General features: G+C 63.5%; 20 protein-coding genes and 1 pseudogene. 6 read left to right on the top strand and 15 right to left on the bottom strand.

The genetic code is table 11. The annotated features are described in order from the left end of the window. Positions 1–31: 31 nt before the first annotated feature. The 10 genes and pseudogenes from CH283_RS28720 to CH283_RS09130 all read right to left on the bottom strand — a co-directional run bounded on the left by CH283_RS28720 (position 32) and on the right by CH283_RS09130 (position 11,280). Positions 32–1,027: an MFS transporter gene (locus CH283_RS28720; RefSeq protein ID WP_255183156.1), complete on the bottom strand. Its 996-nt coding sequence runs from the start codon at positions 1,025–1,027 to the stop codon at positions 32–34. Beyond that, positions 976–1,599: an MFS transporter gene (locus tag CH283_RS28715; RefSeq protein ID WP_255183155.1), complete on the bottom strand. Its 624-nt coding sequence runs from the start codon at positions 1,597–1,599 to the stop codon at positions 976–978. The genes CH283_RS28720 and CH283_RS28715 overlap by 52 nt, the downstream gene beginning before the upstream one ends. Before the next feature lie 117 nt (positions 1,600–1,716). Continuing rightward, positions 1,717–1,809: pseudogene (locus CH283_RS29120) on the bottom strand (alpha/beta fold hydrolase); the annotation flags it as partial. Continuing rightward, positions 1,785–2,000, bottom strand: coding sequence for a response regulator (locus tag CH283_RS09160; RefSeq protein WP_441344173.1), 216 nt, complete (start codon positions 1,998–2,000; stop codon positions 1,785–1,787). The gene CH283_RS09160 and the pseudogene CH283_RS29120, both read right to left, overlap by 25 nt. Positions 2,001–2,107: 107 nt before the next feature. Beyond that, the gene (locus tag CH283_RS09155) at positions 2,108–2,545 is read right to left on the bottom strand and encodes a carboxymuconolactone decarboxylase family protein (protein ID WP_094641690.1); all 438 of its coding nucleotides are present in this window, start codon (positions 2,543–2,545) and stop codon (positions 2,108–2,110) included. A 491-nt stretch (positions 2,546–3,036) separates the two neighbouring features. After that, complete coding sequence (locus CH283_RS09150; protein WP_094641692.1) at positions 3,037–5,100, bottom strand: AMP-binding protein; 2,064 nt, start codon at positions 5,098–5,100, stop codon at positions 3,037–3,039. A gap of 186 nt (positions 5,101–5,286) precedes the next feature. Further along, positions 5,287–6,891: an SLC13 family permease gene (locus tag CH283_RS09145; RefSeq protein ID WP_094642339.1), complete on the bottom strand. Its 1,605-nt coding sequence runs from the start codon at positions 6,889–6,891 to the stop codon at positions 5,287–5,289. An 87-nt stretch (positions 6,892–6,978) separates the two neighbouring features. Continuing rightward, positions 6,979–8,427 (bottom strand): alanine/glycine:cation symporter family protein, encoded by a 1,449-nt coding sequence (locus tag CH283_RS09140; protein ID WP_255183154.1) that lies wholly within the window; start codon positions 8,425–8,427, stop codon positions 6,979–6,981. Positions 8,428–8,550: 123 nt separating this feature from the next. Next, positions 8,551–9,891, bottom strand: coding sequence for a flavin monoamine oxidase family protein (locus CH283_RS09135; protein WP_094642340.1), 1,341 nt, complete (start codon positions 9,889–9,891; stop codon positions 8,551–8,553). A 30-nt stretch (positions 9,892–9,921) separates the two neighbouring features. Then, positions 9,922–11,280: a serine/threonine-protein kinase gene (locus CH283_RS09130; RefSeq protein WP_255183153.1), complete on the bottom strand. Its 1,359-nt coding sequence runs from the start codon at positions 11,278–11,280 to the stop codon at positions 9,922–9,924. 179 nt (positions 11,281–11,459) lie between these two features. Here CH283_RS09130 and CH283_RS09125 point away from each other — a divergent pair, with 179 nt between their 5' ends. Beyond that, positions 11,460–12,677, top strand: coding sequence for an EAL domain-containing protein (locus CH283_RS09125; protein ID WP_255183152.1), 1,218 nt, complete (start codon positions 11,460–11,462; stop codon positions 12,675–12,677). A gap of 92 nt (positions 12,678–12,769) precedes the next feature. Continuing rightward, a complete protein-coding gene (locus tag CH283_RS09120; RefSeq protein ID WP_094641697.1) occupies positions 12,770–14,314 on the top strand; it encodes an alanine/glycine:cation symporter family protein in 1,545 nt (514 codons plus the stop codon). Between the two features lie 18 nt (positions 14,315–14,332). Here CH283_RS09120 and CH283_RS09115 read toward each other — a convergent pair whose 3' ends face one another. Beyond that, on the bottom strand, positions 14,333–15,841 hold the full coding sequence (locus CH283_RS09115; RefSeq protein WP_176460521.1) for a PucR family transcriptional regulator: 1,509 nt from the start codon (positions 15,839–15,841) through the stop codon (positions 14,333–14,335). Positions 15,842–15,969: 128 nt separating this feature from the next. Between CH283_RS09115 and CH283_RS09110 the strand changes: the two genes are divergently transcribed. From CH283_RS09110 to CH283_RS09095, 4 genes are read left to right on the top strand one after another with little or no spacing between them, the layout of a single operon-like run. Next, positions 15,970–17,427, top strand: a complete 1,458-nt coding sequence (locus tag CH283_RS09110; RefSeq protein ID WP_094641701.1) for a purine-cytosine permease family protein — start codon at positions 15,970–15,972, stop codon at positions 17,425–17,427. Positions 17,428–17,467: 40 nt separating this feature from the next. Next, entirely contained in the window at positions 17,468–18,988 is a 1,521-nt protein-coding gene (locus CH283_RS09105; RefSeq protein ID WP_094641703.1) for an amidohydrolase family protein, read from the top strand. Between the two features lie 23 nt (positions 18,989–19,011). Further along, positions 19,012–19,644, top strand: a complete 633-nt coding sequence (locus tag CH283_RS09100) for a GyrI-like domain-containing protein (RefSeq protein WP_094642342.1) — start codon at positions 19,012–19,014, stop codon at positions 19,642–19,644. 13 nt (positions 19,645–19,657) lie between these two features. Beyond that, positions 19,658–20,929, top strand: coding sequence for an MFS transporter (locus CH283_RS09095; protein ID WP_094642343.1), 1,272 nt, complete (start codon positions 19,658–19,660; stop codon positions 20,927–20,929). 18 nt (positions 20,930–20,947) lie between these two features. Here the strand turns inward: CH283_RS09095 and CH283_RS09090 are convergent, their stop codons facing one another. From CH283_RS09090 to CH283_RS09075, 4 genes are all read right to left on the bottom strand, one after another. Next, positions 20,948–21,370 (bottom strand): VOC family protein, encoded by a 423-nt coding sequence (locus tag CH283_RS09090; RefSeq protein ID WP_068047305.1) that lies wholly within the window; start codon positions 21,368–21,370, stop codon positions 20,948–20,950. A gap of 98 nt (positions 21,371–21,468) precedes the next feature. Next, entirely contained in the window at positions 21,469–21,765 is a 297-nt protein-coding gene (locus CH283_RS09085; RefSeq protein ID WP_068282462.1) for a transcriptional regulator, read from the bottom strand. Then, a complete protein-coding gene (locus CH283_RS09080; protein ID WP_068282459.1) occupies positions 21,762–22,181 on the bottom strand; it encodes a hypothetical protein in 420 nt (139 codons plus the stop codon). Before CH283_RS09080 ends, CH283_RS09085 begins: the two co-directional genes overlap by 4 nt. 50 nt (positions 22,182–22,231) lie before the next feature. Further along, entirely contained in the window at positions 22,232–22,522 is a 291-nt protein-coding gene (locus CH283_RS09075; RefSeq protein WP_068047475.1) for a hypothetical protein, read from the bottom strand. Positions 22,523–22,526: the final 4 nt, after the last annotated feature.

Genomic DNA, 22,526 nt, shown 5'->3' with positions numbered 1-22,526 from the left:
GCGCAGTCCTACCGGTGCGACACGCGATCGGCTAGCGCCGGTGCCACCCCGAAGTTCCGGTGCGCACTGGAATCGCGATGTCGTGTGTTTCGGACTGGGTAGTGCCTCCGACCACGTGGCCCATCGCGTTTTGCGTCACCTCGTGGTCGGATCCGGTCCATCGCTCTTCTCGTTGACGCCGATACTGGTTCCAAGACGGGATGGTGAATTGCTCGACCATCGTGTCGGCCACGTCCAGGCTGCGGTACAGGTTCCAGGAATACGCGCCCGTTCGTTTCCGTGCAGCGCCCACCGGTGCCATCGACGAGATGAACTCGCTGACAGCGTCTTTGGTGACTCGATAGGTGATGGCGACGCGCACCGGACCGTCCTCGGGCACGGGTTCGAGCAGGACCGTCGGGGTGGGCCATGCAACGGAGACAGCTCGGTCGAGAGTCCCCGTCTCGGGGCGCAAGGGGAGCACCGCAACACTGGCCGCCACCACAACGAGTACACCGACCGCCACCGCCAGTGCATCGACTATGCCGATTCTGGACGCCAGCCAACCCCACGCCAGTGAGCCGACAGCCTGCGTGCCCATGAACACCAGCAGGTACACCGACATACCGCGAGCACGCACCCATGACGCAAGCGACAGTCGGATCGATGCGTTCAGTGCGGTCAAGGTAGTGATCCACGCGATGCCCGAGAGCAACAGCGCCGGCACCACCAACCACAACGGTAGCCACGCAACTGCCGCTATCCCGACGGCGTATCCGACAGCCGAACCGATGAGAAGGGTGTTCGCACCGAAGTTCTTCCTCCACACGGGCGTCAGCGCGACGCCCGCGATGGCTCCGACACCCAGGACACCCAACAGAACGCCGTACCCGACGGCCCCGAGCCCGAGGACCGCCGACGAAGCCGACGGTAGAAGCGCCCACAGCGCGGACGCCGGAAATGCGAACAGCGCCGAGCGCAGGATGATTCGCCGAATCACCGGACCGGATCGGATGTAGCGCAGCCCGGAGACGATCGACTCTGCCAACCCTCTCGATCCACGACGACGTCGCGGGGGCGCTTCCACGCGATCAAGACACCCAGCGTGGCAAGGAAGGACACCACGTTGATAGCGAACACGAACGTCGGACCGGCGACGGCCACCAGGACTCCGGCCAGTGCCGGCCCGATCGCTCTCGCACCGTTCACGGTGACACCCCCGAGCGCGGACGCCGCCGGAATTTGCTCACGCGGGACCAGTTCCGGCTGAATCGCCTGCCATGCAGGAGCGGACAGAGACGACCAGCAACCAAGAACGAACGTGCATGCGAGCAATCCCCACGGCGACAAGGTGTCGGTCCACGCGAGTGCGGTGAGAATGCCTGCGGTGAGCATCGAAGCGAATCCGACGACGATCAGGAGGACCCGGCGATCGAGCGCATTCGCCAACGCCCCGGCCAACAGGGCCAGCAGCAGGGTGGGGAGCAGACTGGCCGTTTGCACAGCTGCGATGACGGTGGTCGACGCTTCTCGCTCGACAAGGAACCACTGGGCACCGACGGTCTGCATCCACCCACCGATGTTGGAGACCAACTGCGCGATGAACAGGCTGCGGTACATAGTGTTTCGTGGCGGAGCCCATGCCGATGTACCAGCAATCGTGTTCAATGATCTTCGCTCTCTTTCGAGTCGGACCAAGGTGGCGACAGTGGTCGCCACCTTGGGCGGCTGTGTTTACTTCGCGATGAACATCGGAACGGTGAGCGCTTTGAGATCCTCGGTGAAGTCGGTCTCCGAGAAGGCCTTCACACAATCGTAGGCAACAGCAACAGCGCCACGTCCGGGAATTCGGACCGGATACGCAATGCCGCATCGAGCCCCTCAGCGGTGTACGACGGCGGCATCCTGATGTCGATGATCGCCAGGTCGGGCTGGTCTCGGGCGAGCAGCGCAAGCAGTTCCTCGGCATCGCCTGCTCGGCCGACAACGCTCAGACCTGCGTCGGTGAGCAGGCTGGACATGCCCTCGCGCAGCAGCACGTCGTCGTCTGCGATCACCACTCGAATGTCGGACATCTTGCTCCCCGGACCGCATCGAATCGAAATATCTCAAGCGAAAGTATGTGCCGTCATCGGTCGTTCGACGCGGGTGTGTGGAGCGGCCCAAGTTCGGCGTCGAGCACCTTCTGTACGACGCGCATCGCCGCCAGCGCGGCAGGCGCACCGCAGTACCCCGCCGTGTGGATGACGGTTTCGGTGATCTCGGTTCGGGTGAGGCCGTTGCGGAGAGCTCCGCGCACGTGTCCTGCCAGTTCCTCGTGGGCGCGCAGCGCGATGAGGATTCCGAGGTTGAGCAGGCTGCGGCTGCGGTAGTCGAGTCCGGGCCGCGTCCACACGCTGCCCCACACGGTGTCGGTGACGAAGTCTTGCAGTGCAGCGGAGTCGGTGTCGGCGGCATTGGCGAACGCTTTGTCGACGTAGTCTTCGCCCATCACGTTCTGGCGGACCTCGAGTCCGTCCTCGAAGCGTGGTCCCCTGTTCCGATTCGTGGATTCTTCGTCGATCATGGCGTCCCTCTCCCTTGTCTGCGGTGTCGACAGATCATGGCAGGGGATTTCATCGGAACCGCAGGCGGAGGCGAACTCGACCACGACTATCGGGCCTGGGACCGGCTCAGCGCAGTGAAACCGGTCCACCGTCACCGTCGTCGCGTGAAGGCTGTGTGTCGTCGGAGAATTGTTCTGCGCGAGTTGCTTCGAGGAACAGTTGAAGGAAGGAAGAATGCGCGCTTCGGTCCTGCGCGGGTCTTCCCTCTCGGGGGTCTTCCGATGCCTTCGACATAGCGATTCGCGTTCCTCCGTGTCGCGAACAACAGTCTCAGATTCTGAATAGTTAAGCAACTGAGACAGTAGGTACAAAGCGCGGCACTAAGTGAACGATCGGAAGGAGGTGGTGATCGAGTAAATCCTAGCGGTGTGTGTGTGGGCGTCGAGGGTGCCCAAGCTGCAACGCATCGGCAGAGGGGCTGGCCATCGCTGCCCGTGCCTTCGGTTGAGGGCTACATCCCAGCGGCGGTGGGCGGCTCGATCAGCATCCTCTTGATCACCTTGCCGGTCGCCGTTCGGGGTAGCTCGTCGAGGAACGTGATGTCGCGGGGAACGCAGAAGCGGCTCAACCGATTTCGGATGTAGGCGCGCACCATGTCCGCATCGAGGCCTGCCGATCCGCGGCCGACGACGAATGCGGCCAAACGCTGCCCGTATTCGCTGTCGGGCACACCGACGACCGCGACCTCGCCGACCTGAGGAAGATTGGCGATGGCATCCTCGACGGGGCCGGGAAAGACGTTCTCGCCTCCGGAAATGATCATCTCGTCGTCCCTGCCGCAGACGAACAGCCGCCCGTTGCAGTCGATGTACCCCAGGTCGCCGGTATCCATCAGCGCAGCTCCGCGGGCGGACGCCGTCGACGGTGGTTGGGCGTTGGTGTACCCGTCGAAGAGCATGTCGTTGCCGACGAATATTCGACCGAGGGTTCCCACCGGAACGGCAGTACCGTCCGCGTCGAGTACCGCGACCGTCGTACCCAGCGGAGGGCGCCCGGCAGTGGCGGGGGCGGCGCGCAAGTCTTCGGGGGTGGCGATCGTTGCCCACGAGACCTCGGTGGAACCGTAGAAGTTGTAGAGGACGTCACCGAAGACGTCCATGAAGCGGCTCACGGTCGATCCGGTCAATGCCGACCCACTGCATGCGACGACGCGCAGGCTCGAAGTGTCGTAGCGTGATCGGACCTCGTCGGGCAGGTCGAGTATCCGCTGCAGCATGATCGGAACTGCGATCAGCGAGGTGCAACGGTGCGCCTCGATAGCCCGCAAGCAGTCCTCCGGATCGAATCGATCCTGAAGAACCACCGTGGCGCGCAGCGGCGTACTGATCTGCAGTGCCGCCAACCCCCAGCTGTGGAACATCGGTGCCGCGATCAACATCGTCTCGTTCATCCGGAGGGGCATGCGAGAGAGCATGGCTGCAACAGTTCCGAAGCCCTTCGGTGTGGGACGAACCGCACCCTTCGGTGACCCGCTGGTTCCCGAGGTCAACACGACCACCGAACCGGGTCTGTCCGGCCTCGTGAACGTCGCGGACGGTGCTGCGACGAAGTGTTCGAGGGTGCGTCGACGCGGAACGGCGGTATGAGACGACAGGCTCACACGAGTGACGTCGTCGGGCAGGTAGCGAACCATCGAGTCGAACTCGTCGTCGACGAACAGCACTCGGAGCTGGTGTCGGGCGGAAATGGTCTCGATCTGGCGGGCAGCGAGACCGGTGTTGAGAAGGACCACCTCGACCCCGAGCATGCCGCACGCGACGGTGCACTCGATCATGCCGGAGTGGTTTCGGGCCAGAATGCCGACGGTGCTACCAGGACTGATTCCAGCCGCATCGAGACCTGCGGCGATGCGGTGCGATCGCTGGTGGATCTCTGCGAAAGTGCGAGTCCCTCGGTCGTCGATCAAGGCAATCGCGTTCGGCGACTTCGCTGCTGCAGCCGCGAAGCCTCCGCCCAGAGTGAAGCCCCATTTCGCCAGTGAGTTCAGCTGCTTGTACGCGCGGTCGGGACGTGCAGCACGAATGACGCCGGTTCCCACCATCGTCTTCATGATTGCCAACGGGAGTGACCGAGAATCCCCGGTATTGGACACGATCGACGTCGAGGTGCCGGAGAGGCAGTTGTCCAGTCGGCGTAGACCACCCACCACCCAGTCGACCACCGCGCGGTTGTGCTCGGGTTGGGGCGAGTACGACCCGCCGAGGCCCGCTCTGAACACGGTGACATCGATCTTCGTCTCGCCTACCGAGCGCGCAGTGAGGGTGAATCTGATGAATCCGCCGGACTCGACGTGCTCGATGGTGATGATCGGCCGGTTTCGTCTGTTCACCACCAGGTCGAGGGCGTGCTCGACACCGCCGACTCCGCACCGGTAGCCGGCCGTGGATTCACGGAGCACGCAGTAGTCGAGCCCGGGGAAGTAGCGTGGGAACAGCTCGACCGCGCTCAAGACCCCGCAAACCTGCTCGATGTCGTGTGCGAAGACCGTGCTGCAGTCGATGACGTCCGAGACCATGCCCCACCCCCCGTACCTTGCCGAGCCGGCAGGGACGCCGACTCAACACCGACCAGGGGATGGCGGCGCGCACCTGGAACGGGTCATCCGCCTGGATGAAGTCGCCATCGTAAACCCGAAGCACGCTTGTCTGGGCGAAATCAGCCGAAGTCGGTCTTCGATCGTGGATTTTCCCTGTCCAGCGCGTCAGAACTGGATGCCCAGCGACCACGCGAACACCGTGTACGCGGCAATGGTGATCAACGAGATGGCGATCAGATTAAGCCAGAAACCACCACGCATCATCTGGCCGATCGTGATGTATCCACTGGCATAGGACACCGCATTCGGTGGAGTCGCGACCGGCAGCATGAACGCACAGGTCGCTGCCAGCGCTACGGGGACGGTCAGGACCAGAATGTCGATGTTCATGCCCATCGCGACGCCCCCTGCTACCGGGAGGAAAGTCGCCGCCGTCGCGGTATTGCTGGTGATCTCGGTCAGGAAGATGATCGCGGCCGTGGCGACGACGACCAACATGACCACTGGAATCGTGTCGAGACCGCCCGCGACGCTACCTATCCACTCCGTCAGGCCGCTGGACTCGAACTGTGCCGACAGGGCGAGCCCGCCGCCGAACAACAACAGCACGCCCCACGGGAGTTTGACGGCGGTCTCCCAATCGATCAGACGCACACCCTTCTTGCTGCCGCTGGGAAGCAGGAACAGCAGGAGAGCTGCGGTCATGGCGATTCCGGTGTCGGATATCGGCGGGCTGTCGAAGAGCAACGGAACCCCCACCCAGGAAGCGGCCGCCAGGCAGAAGATGATCGCGACCCGAATCTCTCCCTGCGACATCCTGCCCAGGGCGTCCAGTTCACCTCTGATCAGCTGTTTGCCGCCGGGTATGTCGTCGATCTCCGGCTTGAACATCACGTGGGTCAACAGGAACCAGGCGATCACGAGCAGGATCGCCGCGAGCGGAACGCCGGCGATCATCCACTGGAGGAATCCGATGGTGATTCCCTGACCCTCCAGGTAGCCGACCAGCAAGGTGTTGGGCGGGGTGCCGATGATCGTTCCGAGTGAGCCGATCGATGCCGCATAGGCGATACCGAGCATCAGAGCGGTGCCGAAGTTGCTCTTGATGACCGCCTGCGTGATGGTCTCGGCGTCCGGGCTCGTTTCACCGTCGGAGCCGGGTACAGCTCCGGCCTTCCTGCCGATGTCGAGAACCAGAACGAGGACCGAGACACCGATCGGAATCATCATCACAGCGGTGGCCGTGTTGGAAACCCACATCGACAGAAAGCCGGTCGCGATCATGAACCCGGCGATCACCATGGTCGGTTTGGTGCCCATGGCGTTGACCGTCAGCAGCGCGATACGGCGATGCAGATTCCACCGTTGCATGGCCAGCGCCAGGAGGAAGCCGCCCATGAACAGAAAGATGATGTTGTTGCCGTACGAGGCACCGACGTCGTTGACGACGACGCCGGAATCGAATACCGGAAAGATGACGAGGGGTAGCAGTGCGGTCGCCGGGATGGGCACCGCCTCGGTCATCCACCAGATGCCCATCAATACCGCGGTGGCTGCGGTCAGCCGTGCCGGGTGCGCCACGTCCTCCGGGAGAACCAGATAGACGACAAGTGCCAACAGAACGCCTGCGCCGAGTCCGACCCATTGCCGCTTGCGGCGACCGGGCTGCACTTCGTCTTCGCGTTCTCCGGCCGATCTCCGATCCACTTCGTCGAAGTCGTGGCCTTCGGATGCGCGCCCGGCCTTCTCGTCGTCGCCGACCTGTGTCATGGAACCTCCTCGGTGTGGACGTTTCATCACCCTAACGCGTGAATTGTCCGGAAGGTCCGAATCGAACAGCGGCGACGGCCGCCTCGCTTACCGCGCGACGTCGGGCTTGTTCGCCGCCGGATCGTTGTCGAGCACCGGATCCCACACGTCGCCGGGTAGGTCGCCCGGCAGATGACTGTTTCCGCGTCCGACGAATTTGTCGTCGCGACCGTCGCGCCGCATCGCCTCGAAGTCCGCCAGCGCACCGAAGGCCCATTTGCCCAGCAGCGCAATGGCTACCAGGTTCACAGTTGCCATGGCCGCCATGGCGACGTCCGCGAGTGCCCATACCGTCGTCAGCGCGGACAGGGAGCCGAAGCCGATGGCTGCAAGGACGATGGTGCGCAACAGGTTCAGCAGTTTGCCCTCGACTCCGAGGAAATTGAGGTTGATCTCGGCGTACGAATAGTTGCCCAGGATCGAGGAGAACGCGAACGTGAAGATCAACAGTGTCATCGGAATCGTGGTCCACGTGCCCAGCTGAGCTGAGATCGAGTCCTGAGTCAGAACCGCGCCCGCCACTCCGCTCGGGTTGCTGATGTCGTACACGCCCGAGACCAGGATGATGAACGCTGTCGCACTGCAGATGACGATGGTGTCGAAGAAGACTCCGAGCGACTGGATCAGACCCTGCTTCACCGGATGGGACACCGTCGCGGTCGCTGCGGCGTTGGGCGCGCTGCCCATGCCTGCCTCGTTGGAGAACAGTCCGCGCTTGACGCCGTTAAGCATGGCGGCCAGGATTCCACCCGTCGTGCCGCCGATCGCCTCGTTCAAACCGAATGCGCTGGAGACGATCTGACCGAAGACCGTCGGGATCTCGCCGATGTTCATCGCCACGATCACCAGTGCGAGCAAGACGTACACCAGAGCCATGACGGGGAGCAGGTACTCGGCCACCCGCGCGATTCGCCGGACACCACCGAAGAGAATCGGCGCAGACAGCACCACCAGGAACACCGCGATCCACCCGGCATCGATGTTCATCGTGGACGAGAACGATTCGGTGATGGTGTTCGCCTGAACCATGTTGAACGCGAAGCCGAAAGCGAAGATCAGCAGGCACGCGAAGACGATTCCCCATCGACGCGAACCCAGACCCAATTGGATGTAGTAGGCGGGACCGCCTCGGAAGCTCCCGTCGGGATTGCGCACCTTGTACATCTGCGCCAGAGTCGCCTCGATGAACGCCGTCGCCATGCCGACCACCGCGACCAGCCACATCCAGAAGATGGCTCCCGGTCCGCCGAGAGTGATCGCGATGGCGACTCCTGCGATGTTTCCCGTACCCACTCGGGACGCCAGACCGACACAGAAGGCCTGGAACGCCGAGATGCCGCCCTCGGCGTCCGACCGAGATCCACCGATGGCCTTGAACATCGACGGAAGAAGCCGAATCTGAACGAATTTGGTGCGAACGGTGAAGTACAGTCCGACGCCGATCAACAAGTAGATCAGGAAGACGCTGTAGAGACGATCTGCCAAGAAGTCGATCACTGAACTGACGGTATCCACGGTGCCATCCTGGAGTGCTCGGTGTGTGGGTGCGTCGACAGCACATTACTCGCAGATGGTCGAAAGTTTGCACCCAACTACAGACGCGCGGGGTGAGTTCGGAACCTACTGTCGGTGCTCCGTGGTGCCCCAGATGTCGTCGAACGGTATCGACCGGCCCAAAATACGTTCTGCTGCACGGTGTCCCGACTTCAACGCCGCTGTGACCGTTGCCGGATCTTCGGTCCATGTCGCCTCACCGGCGAGGTGAAGCACGTTTGCGATCGGAGTGGCGAGGTCGTCGTGATCGCGCGTACGTGAACCCACCGTCATGTACGAGTACGAACCGTACGAGAACGGATCGTCCTGCCAGCGAGTGACATACACGCGGTCCGGTGCAACGACCCGGTCGCCGTACAGGCCACGCAGCGCCTCGAGAACCGAGTCCGCGATGCGCGCGTCCGACCAGTGCCGAGTCTGCTGCGCACAGGTACCCGCTGCGAACGTCAGAAGCGTCGGACGTCCCTGGGGCATGGTCACGTCGTACCAGGAGTGCCACCAGCGCCCGGCTTCGCCCTGCTGCCGAACGGCATAGGCGTTCTCGTCCCAGAACTTGGTGGGGAACCGCAGGAACACTTTCTCGAAGGCATTCATCTCGAGTCGTTCGAGTGCACCCGAAACAGGTTCCGGTAGAGGCGGTTCCACGGTGAACGTCGGCGACTTCAGTACTCCGATCGGCACCGTCACCACAGTGCGCTCGGCCGAGAACGTCCCGGATCCGGTGTCGACCCCAACTCCGTCTCGACCCCAACGGACCTGCCTCACCACGTGTTCGAGCCGGACGTCGAGCCCCACGGCCAATCGAACCGCCAGCTCGTCGTAACCGTCGGGGAACACGACTTCGTCGCCCTCGATGGCGTCGTCGTCCAAACCGTGCGCGTCGAGGAGGTCTTTTCCTACTCCCAACTGTTCCTCGGCTCGATGTCCGAGGAACTCGCGAACTCGTTCGAGTCGGTCGATGTTCCAATCCAGTTGCGTCAGAGTTGCTTCCACTGCGTCTCCGAACGACGTTCCCGGGGACGACGTCGCAACCGTTGCGGCGAACAGTTCGTCGAAGTGGTGAACGTCGGCGCCGAACTGCGCGGCGGACTCGTCGCTCAACCTGGTCCCGGTGGGGGAGTAGTACGCGATGGGCCTGCCGTCGGGTTGGTAGCTACCGACGGTGAACTCGACTGTCCGCATTCCGAAGGCGTCTACGGCATCGGCGAGAGGGTTGTTGTCCGTTCCGTGAATCCAGGACGCGCCGACATCGAGGATGCCGTCGGCGGTCCGCATCGTCCAGACCCGACCGCCCACGCGGTCTCTGGCCTCGAGAACGACGACTCGCTGACCGGCACGATGCAGGAGTCTCGCAACGACCAAGCCGGAAATACCTGCCCCGACCACGAGGGTATCGACGTGTGTCACCGTCACTCCTGTCCTCGGACGGCCGTGGGGTCAGTTCCCTCGGCCGGAATTGCCGTTTCCATTCCCGCTGTTGCCGTTTCCTGAATTGCCGTTCCCACTGGTGCCGTTGCCGTTTCCCGAATTGCCGTTCCCCGGTTTTCCGTTGCCGTTTCCCGGCGGTAGCGGTGCAGGCGCGGCCGGTTCGATCGGATCCGGATTCGATGTGGGGACGAGTGCAGGCTCGGGCGGGTTCGAGACGACCGGGATCGAGGTCGCCGGTGCGGGCTCAGGTGCAGGTGTTGTGGCCGCAACGGTCGGCGACTCCACGACTGTCGGAGTCGGTGTCGCAGGTGACATGGGCTCCGGCTCATCACCCGTGCCCACTGCGACCCAGACGATCGCCGCGCCCAGCGAAACGAACAGAGCCGCTGCCGCCGGGATCATCCATCGTCGGCGGGGAGATTCGGCCGTAGCCGACGCTGGAAATGTTGTGGGCGCAGCCCTGTCGATGGGTTCGACGGGCATCACGGCAGTGTGAGCAAGAGGTGTCGTGCTGCGCGAGAGCGCGCGCAGTCGGTGGGCAACTGCAGCTGCGTCCGGTCGATCCTCCGGGCGTCTGGCTGTCATCTCCGTCAACAGCGCGTGCCAGTCCGGTCCGAGCCCCTCGGGGACGTCGGGATCGCGGTGCAGGCGCGCCACCGCTGCTGCCACGGCGCTTCCCTCGAATACCATTGTGCCGCTCAGGCATTCGATGAGAACGAGACCCAGCGTATAGATGTCCGTCGGCGGGCCGGCAGACGTACCCGTTGCCTGCTCCGGGCTGAGGTAGTGCGCAGTACCGACTGTGGTGCCGTGCTCGGTGAGTCGTTCGGCGTCGACGATACGGGCGATGCCGAAATCGGCAAGTTTGGCGCATTGCCCCACGCCCACGTCCGGTGCCTGCGCGACGAGAATGTTGGCCGGCTTGATGTCCCGATGGACCACACCCCGGTCGTGAATGTAGGCGAGAGCTTCCGCCAACTCGTAACCGATCCGCGCGACGTGTGCGGCGTTCATCGATCGGCTCCGGCGATACGCACTCAGAGTCGGACCGTCGATCAGCTCCATCACCAGGTACGGAACCGGCATCCCGCTGTCGTCGAGTGCAGTGCCCGCGTCGTACAGCGTCACCAGACCCGGGTGCGACAGCGACGCGAGAGTACGAATTTCTGCATCGATGCGCTGTGCAGAGTCCGGCGGCTCACCGTGGCGAAATATCTTCACCGCTACGGACCGGCCGAGAACGTCGTCGTCGGCGTGCACGACGTCGGCCATTGCGCCGCGTCCCAACACGGTGCCCAGTCGGTATCGATCCGCGAAGAGGCGGTCGTGAGGGGCACGAGGGCGAGAGTCCGCTCCCACTGTCGTCACCGCCGTTCGTCGAGTCCTTCGAGCACCTTATAACCAGTCGATCGACGTGCAGACCGCAGTCGGCTGTGGACATCACGGTGCAGTCGGGCAAGATGATGACCCGGGTGGGGACCGATCGATCAGTATCGAGGGAGGGTCCACCCATGTGTCGAGGCTCGACGAGTGCCGCAATTTCGCCGGTGTCGATCGACATCACGTCGGTCTATCAGCCGATCGTCTTGCTCGACGGGCGCGCCGTCGTAGGGTACGAAGCGTTGGTGCGGACCTGCGGAGAAGGTCCGCCGATCCCGCCACCGGAACTGTTGGGGGTGGCACGCGCGCAGGGCGTCACCGCCGATTTCGATTGGCGGTGCAGACTCAGCGCGCTCCGCGGTGCCGTCGAGTCCGGCTATCCCGATCAGCTCGCGCTGTTCGTCAATGCCGAACCTGTTGCCCTCGATGCACCTCCTCCTCGGGACTACCTACCGATGCTCGCCGACGCGTCGCGGCTGTCGATCATCGTCGAGATCACCGAGCGTGATCTGATGGGTGATCCGGCGGGTCTGCTGAGGGCGGCCGAGCACGCCAGAAACCTGGGGTGGCGAGTCGCCATCGACGATGTCGGGGCAGATTCCTCCAGCCTGGCGCTGATCCCGCTGCTGCGTCCCGACGTGATCAAGCTCGACATGGCTCTGGTGCAGGGGCGTTCGAGCAACGAGACCGCCGCCATCGTCGCTGCCGTTGCCGCCGAGGCCGAACGTACCGGTGCCCTGGTCCTGGCCGAGGGGATCGAAACCGAGCGGCACGAGAGCTATGCGCGCGCGATGGGGGCCGTTCTGGGGCAAGGATACCTCTACGGCACACCGGCCCCTCTCCCGGATTTCGGTGAGGTACCCGAACCCGTCCGTTCGCTCGACCTGGATGGAACGGTCACCGTGCGCGCCCCGGTGGCGGTCACGCCGTACGGGCTCACCCATTCGCTCGGCGCCCGCAGGCACGCGGATTCCACACTGCTCGACGCCATCGAGAACAGTTTGCTGCACAGTGCATACGGCACCGGTTCCTCGACCGTCGTACTGGCGACGGTGAGCGCGTCCACCGGCCTGACGCCTGCACGCGAGGCGATGTTCGAGGACCTCGCCACCCGGACCGCGCTGACGGCTGTCTTCGACTCGCATGCCGCGCCGCCTGCGCCCAGCTTCCGTGCTGTGGTGGTGGGCGCGGACGAACCGTTGGCGCTGGAGCGTTCGATCGTGATTCTTGCTCCGATGTCGAGTGTGGCGCTCATTGCGGTGGAGCGAGGCACGGCCGAGGACGGCACCCCCATGTACGACTACCGCCTGACCTACGACCGTCATGTCGTACTGGATGCTGCAACAGTGCTTTTGAGACGAATACCGGCCAGATCTGCGGTCTGAGCCCGCGGGCGTCTCGTCAAGATCGCGTAAATTATTGCTCGAAATTCGGTAAATGGCGTCTTCTGCGGTCAACGTGCTGTTCACTCGAAGCCATGAGCTCTCACCCCCTCGCAACCGATTTACTGGCCGCGGACGGAGGCACGATCAGCTCCATCGAGACGGCGATCAACAATGCCTTCGATCCGATCTCCGCTGCCGTGTCGAATCTCGTCTTCTTCACCGTGAACATCGGCGGAGCCGCTGTTCCACTGATCGTCCTCTGGCTCATCGTCGGTGCCGTCGTCTTCACAGTGGCGTTCAAGTTCATCCAGGTCCGCGGAATCAAGCGTGCGTTGATTCTCGTCAGCGGCAAGGAGGACGAGGCGGACGCGCCCGGCGAAGTCAGCCACTTCAGAGCTCTCACCGCCGCGGTGTCCGGAACAGTCGGTCTCGGCAACATCGCCGGTGTCGCGGTCGCCGTGACACTCGGTGGACCCGGTGCCACCCTCTGGATGATCCTCGCCGGCTTGCTGGGCATGGCATCGAAGTTCGTCGAGTGCACGCTCGGCGTGAAGTACCGAGACATCAACGAGGACGGCACCGTCTCCGGCGGACCCATGAAATACCTGACCAAGGGTCTCGCAGAGCGAGGACTGGCCAAGGTCGGCAAGGTCATGGCCGTCTTCTACGCCATCGTCATCACGTTCTTCGCCATCAGCGGCGGCAACATGTTCCAGGCCAACCAGACGTACGCGCAGGTCCGCTCCGTCACCGGCGGTGACGATGGATTCCTCGCTTCCGACGGAGCCAAAGCAGTGTTCGGCATAGTCGTCGCGCTGATCATCGGACTGGTCATCATCGGCGGCATGAAGTCGATCTCGGCGGTGACCGCCAAGCTCGTGCCGACGATGGCGCTGATCTACATCGTCGCGTGCGGCGTCGTCATCGCCGTCAACTTCCGTTCCGTCCCCACGGCGTTCACGGCGATCTTCGAAGGTGCGTTCTCGCCCGAGGGTGTGGCCGGCGGCGTACTCGGCGTCATGATCATCGGATTCCAGCGCGCCGCGTTCTCGAACGAGGCAGGACTGGGTTCGGCGGCCATCGCGCACTCGGCCGTCAAGACCAGGCATCCGGTCACCGAGGGCTTCGTGGCCATGCTCGAGCCCTTCATCGACACGGTTGTCATCTGTACCGCGACCGCACTGACCATCGTGATCGCCAACACCGTCACCTGGCAGGATCAGCGCGCGATCGTCGCCGAAACCGGTGAGCTTCCCGCCGGCGGTGTCACCCTCACCTCCGACGCCTTCGAGACCGTGCTCCCGTGGTTCCCGTACGTGTTGACTCTCGCGGTAGCTCTGTTCGCGCTCTCGACCGCAATCACCTGGGCCTACTACGGACTGCAGGCGTGGACGTCGTTGTTCGGACGCAGCCGCTTCTCGCGGACCTTCTTCAACGTGATGTTCTGCATGTTCACCGTCATCGGAACCGTACTGTCCCTCGGCTCGGTGCTCGATTTCGCCGACGCCACCTTGTTCCTGCTGGCATTGGTGAACATCACCGGCCTGTACCTGCTGTTGCCCGTGGTCAAACGCGAACTCTCCGAGTACCTGGCGATGCGTCGAGGCGAGCCGGACAAGGTCGACGCCGAGGTGTGAGAAGGATCGGTCGACGGGTCAGCCGCCGGGGACGGTACAGCCCTGGCGGCGGGCCTGTTCGAGAAACACCGCAGTGGCGATCCCCGGGAATCGGGGGGAGCCTGCCGGTAGTGGACCGAGAACGTCGAACAGCCTGTCGAGCCGTTGATAGAGCGTCTGCCTCTGTATCCGAAGGCTTTTCGCGGTCTCGGTCTTGCTACCCCAATGGGTGATGTAGGCCAGCAGGGTCACGTACAACTCTCCGTGCCGCTCCCGATCGTGGGCGAGCAACGGTCCGATCTGATCGTGGACGAACTTCTCGACCGTGGATTTCCCCGACATCGACTCCACCAGTAGGGCAAGTGCGAAATTGCGGGCATCGCGGATGCGGTCGTGAGGGCCGAGGTCCAGCGCGAGCACTGCTGTGGCGGTGTCGAAACACCGGCGCAGACCGTGGCGATCGGAGGCTCCCGGACCGACACCGGCTCGCCTGATACGCAACTGCGTCGTCTGCAACATCGACAGCAGAACCGGCCGTCGGGCATCGAGCATCTCCTGACCGGCGAAACCGAGAACAGCGACGTGTCGGTCGCCGATCTTCTCGCACCAGTTGTGCGGCGACACCGACCCCACTGTGCGCTGCCACGTGCCGGCAGCCGGGTCGTGGTCGAATTCGACCGACACCGTCAGGTAGGCGTCGTGTTCGGGCATACCCATGCGCTCGGCGACGCCGTCGAGGTGATCGGTGACATCGGAGGCGGGGTAATTCGTCGCCGACAACAGTGAGAAGAAGCGGGTACGCAGTCGGTCTTCCACCCTGGCCGGGCGTGAACTGAGCAACGCGATCGACAGAATTTCCGGAGCTCTCTCCAGTCCGGCGTTTATCGAATAGATGTCGGCATCGGGTCCAGGAGCCACGGTCAACACCGCGACGTCCCGACCACCACTGGTGACGGGCACCTCGAACGAGGTGAAATCGGATGGCTCGGTGACGAGTCCGGATTGCCCGATCAGATCTCCCGACGCCGAATGCAGCGTCACCGACGACCGAGTCTCGGCACCGAGCACATCGAGAACGGCGTCCACCGCCCCGTCCGTTTCGATCGAGGCCGACAGCAACCGAGACATACGGTTTGCCATCTGCAGCCGACGCAGAGCGGAGTCGGCAAGTTGACTGTTGATGCTCTCGCATACCTGTACGAACGGCACACGGCGTCGGAGATGCACCACCGGAAAGCCGATCCGTTCGGCATGCTCGACCAGAAGCGGCGGAACGACGTCGAGAATTCCCCCCGTCTCCACCGCGATGCCGACGACTCCCGCGGCATTCATCGACTCGAGGTACGTCACCAGATCGGCGTCGGAACACCCGCCGAAGTACACACCCTCCATCAGAATCAGCTCCCCACCGCGCAAGAGCGGTGCGATGTCGAGTTGCTCGCTGGCATGAACCCACCGCAGAGACCGCGACGCAGAACGCCTTCCCGCGACGAGCTCGGGTCGCGCCGCGGAAAGATAGACGTCATCGAAGGCGTCGAGCACATTCATAGGTGACATTCTGTCCACCCGCCGTTACGAGTGGCTTACATTGCGTAAGGGTTCGGGAAACACACGGGCAGCAGGCTTCTCACGAGGCCGACCGAACCGCCGGTCGACCGCATACCGAGGAGTTCACGGTGACCACACATTCCCACGACGTCGAGGATTCGCTCCAGCCGATTCCCGAGAGCCAGAGAACCACCGCGCTGTCCGGTCAGTTCTGGATATGGGCGGGTGCGAACATCGCGCCGATCAACTGGGTGCTCGGCGCGCTCGGCATCAGCATGGGCCTCGGCCTGGCGGATACCCTGACGGTGCTCGTCCTCGGAAACGTCATCGGAATGGCGATCTTCGGATTCTTCGTTCTACTCGGACAACGAACGGGAACGACCGGAATGCTGTTGGGCCGTTCGGTCTTCGGTCGTCGAGGCAACTACGTTCCCTCCGCCGTCCAGGCCGTGGTGGTCGTCGGCTGGTGCGCGGTGAACACCTGGATCGTCCTCGACCTGGTGATGGCACTGTTCGGCGAACTCGGCTGGGTCGACCCGGACGCCGCGAACGTCGGATGGAAGGTCGCGGTGGCCTCAGTCATCATGGCGATTCAGGTCGGTATCTCCATGGCCGGATACCGGGCGATCGCGGCATTCGAGCGCTGGACCGTTCCGCCGACCGTCGTGGTGCTGGTTCTGATGTCGATCGTGGCCTGGTTCCACCTGGACATCGACTGGAGTTACTCCGGTCCGGACGGAGTTGCGCTGGCCGGCACCGAGCGCATCGTCGCCATGTCCGCTGTGATGACGGCCATCGGAATCGGCTGGGGACTGACGTGGTTGACCTACGCCGCCGACTACTCCCGCTTCGTGAGTACGCGTGTTCCGCGACGCAAGCTGTACCTGGTCAGTGCACTGGGACAGTTGATCCCCGTCGTGTGGCTCGGTGTGCTCGGCGCGACGTTGGCCACCACCAACGGTTCCGTCGATCCGGGCAAGCTGATCGTGGAGAACTTCGGTGCGCTCGCCATCCCGGTGCTGCTGTTGGTTCTGCACGGCCCCATCGCCACGAACGTCCTCAACGTCTACAGCTTCGGTGTGACGGCGCAGGCCCTCGATATCAAGTTGAGTCGGCGCACTTTGAACCTTGTCGTCGGCGTTCTCGCACTGGCTGCGAGCGTGTTCTTCGTCTTCCAGGAAGATGCGGCGCAGACCCTCGACGCCTGGCTCGTGGGTGTGGTGGGCTGGGTGGCGACGTGGGGCGCGATCATGCTGGTGCACTACTACATCTTCGAGCGCGCCAGCACCCGCTACGGCCATCTGTTCGACGACGTGGGCTCGACGAGGATGCAGGACGTCAACTGGCGTGCACTCGCGGCGTTCGCCGTGGGAATTTTCGGCACCTGGATGTTTCTCAACGGCATGGTCCCGGCATTGCAGGGGTTCGGTTCGCAGGCGCTCGGCGGTCTCGACATCTCGTGGCTCGTCGGCAGTAGTGCTGCAGCATCGACCTACTACCTTCTCGCCCGAAAATCTCATCGGCAGTGGATGATTCGTCAGCAACAGCCCGAAGAGCAGGCTCCGACACCACAGCCGGTCGAATAGCTCGTAGCCGTCATCGCGCCGCGCAGTCAAGGAAGGAAACATGGGAATCTTCATCAGGAACGCGCACGTCATCACCATGGACGCATCCACCGGATCCGAACCGATCGTTCGCAGCATCCGGATCGAGAACGACGTCGTCACTGCAATCGCTGCCGATCTCGAACCCGGCGACGGCGATACGATCATCGACGGCCGCGACAGGCTGGTGACACCGGGATTCGTGAACGCACACACCCATTCCTGGGAGACGTTCTACAAGGGCAGATACGACAACATGCCCCTCGAGATGTGGATGGCCATCGCGTATCCGATCCTCGGCGACAGTCGCGTCGAACCCGATCTGGTTCGTCTGCGCAGCACGTTGTTCGCAATCGAGTCCCTCGAAGCGGGCGTGACGACGATCGTCGACGACGTTCTCGAGAACCCGACTCAGGATTGGGCGCAACTGTCGGCGGTGTTCGACGCCTACGAGGAGATCGGCATCCGAGCGAACATTTCCGGACACGTGATCAGCAAACCGTTCGTCGATACTGTGCCGTTCATCGCCGATCATCTGTCGCCGGAGGTCACGGCCGAGATTCGGTCGCATCCGGTTCCCACCACGCAGGAGTACCTCGCATTCAGCAGGAAAGCATTCGAGCAGTATCACGGTCGAGGCAACGGGCGTCTGCGATACATGGTCGCGCCGTCCGCACCGCAACGGTGCGGTGCGGAGCTTCTGGTCGGTGCCACGCAGTTGGCGGCCGAATTCGACGCCGAATGCCATATTCACGTCCTCGAGACCAAGACTCAGTTGGTCACGGGAACGGAGATGTACGGCGGCTCCCTGGTGGAATACATGGGTCGGATCGGCGCACTGTCGCCCAATACCACCCTGGCGCATGGCATTTGGCTGACCGACAACGACATGTCGATGATCGCCACGGCGGGTACGTCGATTTCGCACAATCCGATCTCGAATCTCAAGCTCGGATCGGGAATCGCCCCGTGGCATGCCCTGCGTACCGCAGGCGTGAACCTCGGGTTGGGAACCGACGGATGCTCGAGCAGTGATTCTCCCCGCATGCTCGACGTCGTGAAAGCTGCTGCGCTGCTGCACAAGGTGACCAACCCGGACTTCACCACCTGGCCCACGGTGGACGAGGTACTACATGCAGGCACCGTCGGCGGGGCCCGCAGTGCGTTCCTTCAGGACACCGTGGGCACCGTGGAGGTGGGGATGCAGGCCGACCTGGTGATCTTCGATCTCGACACAATGGCTTTCACGCCTCGGCAGAAGCTCGACCGGCAACTGGTGTATTCCGAGAACGGTTCCTCGATCGATATCGTGATCGTGGCGGGCCGGATCGTTGTCCAGGGCGGACGCGTCACCACGGTCGACCGGTCGGCGGTGCTGGCCGAACTCGCCGAGCGCCTCGACGAGATCGTGGCACGCCAGAATGCACTCGATTCGCTGAACAAGCCCCTGCTGGATGCGCTGGCGGCCATGTACGACAGAGCGGTTGCGACCCGCGGCACCGTCAACCGATTCAGCGACGACGAACGCGCGTGGCTCGTCTGAACGGCGGTGCCGGAGCGGGTGTCATGAAGGTCGATTTCAAGAAGACGCTCGACGCATATTCGGCACGGCACAACATCTTTCGTACCCTTGTCGTTCCGCCGCTGACCTACCTGATGCTCGACGGACACGGCGATCCGAACACCGCGCCGGAGTATGCCGAAGCAATCGGGGCGCTCTACCCCGTGGCCTATGCAGTCAAGTTCGCGAGCAAGAACGATCTCGAACGGGACTACGTCGTCCCGCCGCTCGAGGCTCTGTGGTGGGCCGAGAACATGACGTCGTTCACCACCGAGAGGGACAAGAGCGAGTGGAACTGGACCGCCATGATCATGGTGCCGGACTGGATCGACCGTCCGATGTTCGAGGCGGCAGTGGCGACCGCCGCCTCGAAGAGCAACTCGGATGCGTCGAGCAGGGTTCGGTTGGAGACTCTCGACGAGGGACTGTGCGTACAGACGCTGCACATCGGGTCCTACGACGACGAGACACCGGTACTCGACGAGCTCCATCATCGATACATCCCCAGTTCTGGATTGACGATGACGGGCAGACATCACGAGATCTACCTGAGCGATCCGCGCCGGGTCGAACCTGCGAAGCTGCGCACCATCCTTCGCCAGCCGGTAGCGCATTCAGCGGAGTCGGCGTCGCTCTGACACGATGGCCGTCATGACCAACGCGGTGCGCCCGGCGTCGTTCACCGCCGGGACCCTCACTCTCCTGGGTGCGCTCTACTTCGCGCAGGGAGTGCCGTTCGGATTCTTCACCCAGGCCTTGCCGGTGGTGCTCCGAGAGTCGGGGTTCTCCTTGGTGAAGATCAGCGCAACCGGTGTGTTGTTCCTGCCGTGGGCGCTCAAGTTCCTCTGGGCACCGTACGTCGATCGGTATGGATCCAGGAGGCGGTGGCTGCTCTCGCTGCAGTGTTCGGCCGCAGCGGTGGCACTGGCGTTGTCGTTCCTCGATCTGTCCTCGACGTTGCGCTGGTTGTTCGTCGGGATCTTCGTCATGAATGCTCTGTCGGCGACGCAGGACATCGCGACCGACGGCATCGCGGTGCGCACGCTCACCGCGGCGCAGCGCGGGTTGGGCAACGGACTCCAGGTCGGTGCCTACCGCATCGGCATGGTGTGCGGTGGCGGACTGCTGTTGTGGCTGTTCACCTTCGCCGGATGGCGCGCGCTGTTCGTTGCGATGGCACTGCTGATCGTGCTGACGACGCTCCCCGTGTGGTGGATGCGCAGACAACTCGACGCGGCCGACGCGGACTCCGATCCGCACGCCGAGCGACCGAGGCCGGGGCGGCTGGCCGGTGCCTGGTGGTCGCGGCTTCGCAGACCCGGAATGATTGCATTCATTCTGCTGATCATCGGGTTCAAGTTCGGCAACTCGATGGGATCGGCCCTCGTGGGTCCGTTCCTGTCGGACAGCGGTCTGTCGCTGCCCCAGATAGCGCTGGTCGAGGGCGGTCTGTCTTCGGTGGCTGCGGTCGGAGGAGCCGCACTCGGGGCATGGCTGGCGTTTCGGTACGGACGTCGTCGGGCCCTGCTGGTGGGCGGAGTGAGCCAAACGCTGAGCCTTGCCCTGTATGTCGTCGCGTCCCTCGGTGTAGGCGGCTTTCCGCTTCTGGTCACCGCCAACATCACCGAACATGTGCTCGGTGGTGCGGCCACCGTGGCGGTGTTCGCGCTGATGATGGACGCGTCCGAGAAGCGCTTCGCGGGAAGCGATTACACGCTGATGGCGTGCGCGATCGTCTTCGCGCAGGGTGCCGCCGGGATCGCCGCCGGTGTGGTCGGAGACCTGTTCGGCTACACGGCGATGTTCGGTTCCGCGCTCGTCCTGTCCGGTATCGGCTGTGTACTGTTGCTGCTGGCCCTCGATCGGGGCTGCGGGCCCGAAGGTCTCCGACAGGTGATCCCGCCGAAGACCGTCGTCGTGTAGGAGCGGCCGCGTCGGCGCTCAGCTCCCAGTGTTGGATCCTGCGATGTTGACCATCCACTGGACACCGAACTTGTCGGTCAACATTCCGAACGTGTCGCCCCACGGAGCTTTCTCGAGACCCATGGTGAACTGCGCGTCGACGGCCAACTTGTTCCAGTAGCCCGTCAGTTCGTCCTCCTCGTCGCCGCTGAGCGAGACACTCATGGTGTTGCCGGGGGTGTGCTCCATCGACGACGGCGTGTCGGCTCCCATCAGAGTGAAGCCGTTCGAGGTGGTCAGCTGGCCGTGCATGACCTTGTCCTGGTCGGCGGGATCCTCGCTGGCATTGGCCTCGCCGAGCGTGGTGACGGTCAGCTCGCCACCGAAGACCGACCGATAGAACTCCATTGCCTCGCGGGCATTGTCTCGGAACGACAGGTAGGGATTGAGAATGGACATGATCGAAGTCTCCTTCTTCGCTGAACGAGCGGGCTGAACTACGTCGACGGCATCCGTCGAAACAGTAGACACGCACCACGACGGAAAGTCACCGCAGAAGATCAGATGGAGGCGTCGGTATCGGCCAGAATGGTGCGGAGTGCAGCCACATGGTGCCGATACGCCGTTCTACCGTCCTTCGTCAACGACAACCACAGTCGACGCGAGTCCGTGCGTGATCGCTGCTGCTCGACGTATCCCGCATCGACCAGCGCGGCGACCTGCTTGCTCAGCGCCGATGCGCTCAACCCGCTGTGTTCCTTGACGATCGAGAGTTCCACCGTCGTGGCCGCGGCCAGAAGGGCACAGATTCGGAGCCGGTGTGCGGGATGAATGATGGGATCGAGATCGCTCGTCATCGACGTGTGCTGCGGTAGTGCAAGATCGATCCGATCGAGTAGATCGACGCAGCTGCGATGGCGAGCAGAAGCACAGGCCAGGCCGGTCCGCCGGGATTCCCGACAGCCTGCGCCAGTGCGACGCAGAGCGCCGAGAGCGCCACGCAGGTGAGGAAGCCTCTGTTGGTGGGTAGGGCCCACGGCGTCCCCATCCGATATCCGGTGATGACGTTGACCGCGATGATCACCGCGGCGACCCCCAGGGGCGCGGCCTGGCTGTCGAGAAGGGCGGTCAGTGCGAAAACGGCAAGCAGCACCGCGTTGACCGGGTACAGCCAGATCGGCCACGGAGTGTCTCGTACCGCGCGCTGAACTCGGTCGATGTCGTCGAGGGCTGTCCGTGCTTCGGCAGGTGTGGGTCTTCCGATGCTTTCCATGGTGGAAACTGTATTGGATAGTTTCCATCATGGCAACCATCTGGCGAGGGTCAGGTGTCGGCAGGCCGCGATACTTCCGATTCCCAGCGGGCTCGTCGTTCGTCGTCGGACTGTTCCCACCACGGCGTTCCACGCTCGCCGAGGGCGACTTTGGTGGCGTGCACCCCTGCCCGAGATTCCGGTGCGCCCGACGTCCGTTTGACCTCCCTGCGCCACGCCATCAGGATCGACCGCAGTTCGGCATTGCGATCCTCGGGGATGTCAGGATCCGTTGCGCGCCAACGTCGACCCTTGATGACGATGTAGCGACCGTCCTCGGTGCGTTCCGGTTCTTCGGCCATGGGT

Origin of the sequence: Rhodococcus sp. 05-2254-2, from assembly GCF_002259095.1 — a bacterium.
Classification (GTDB): Bacteria; Actinomycetota; Actinomycetes; order Mycobacteriales; family Mycobacteriaceae; genus Rhodococcoides.
This window is presented reverse-complemented; position numbering and strand designations above follow the sequence as displayed.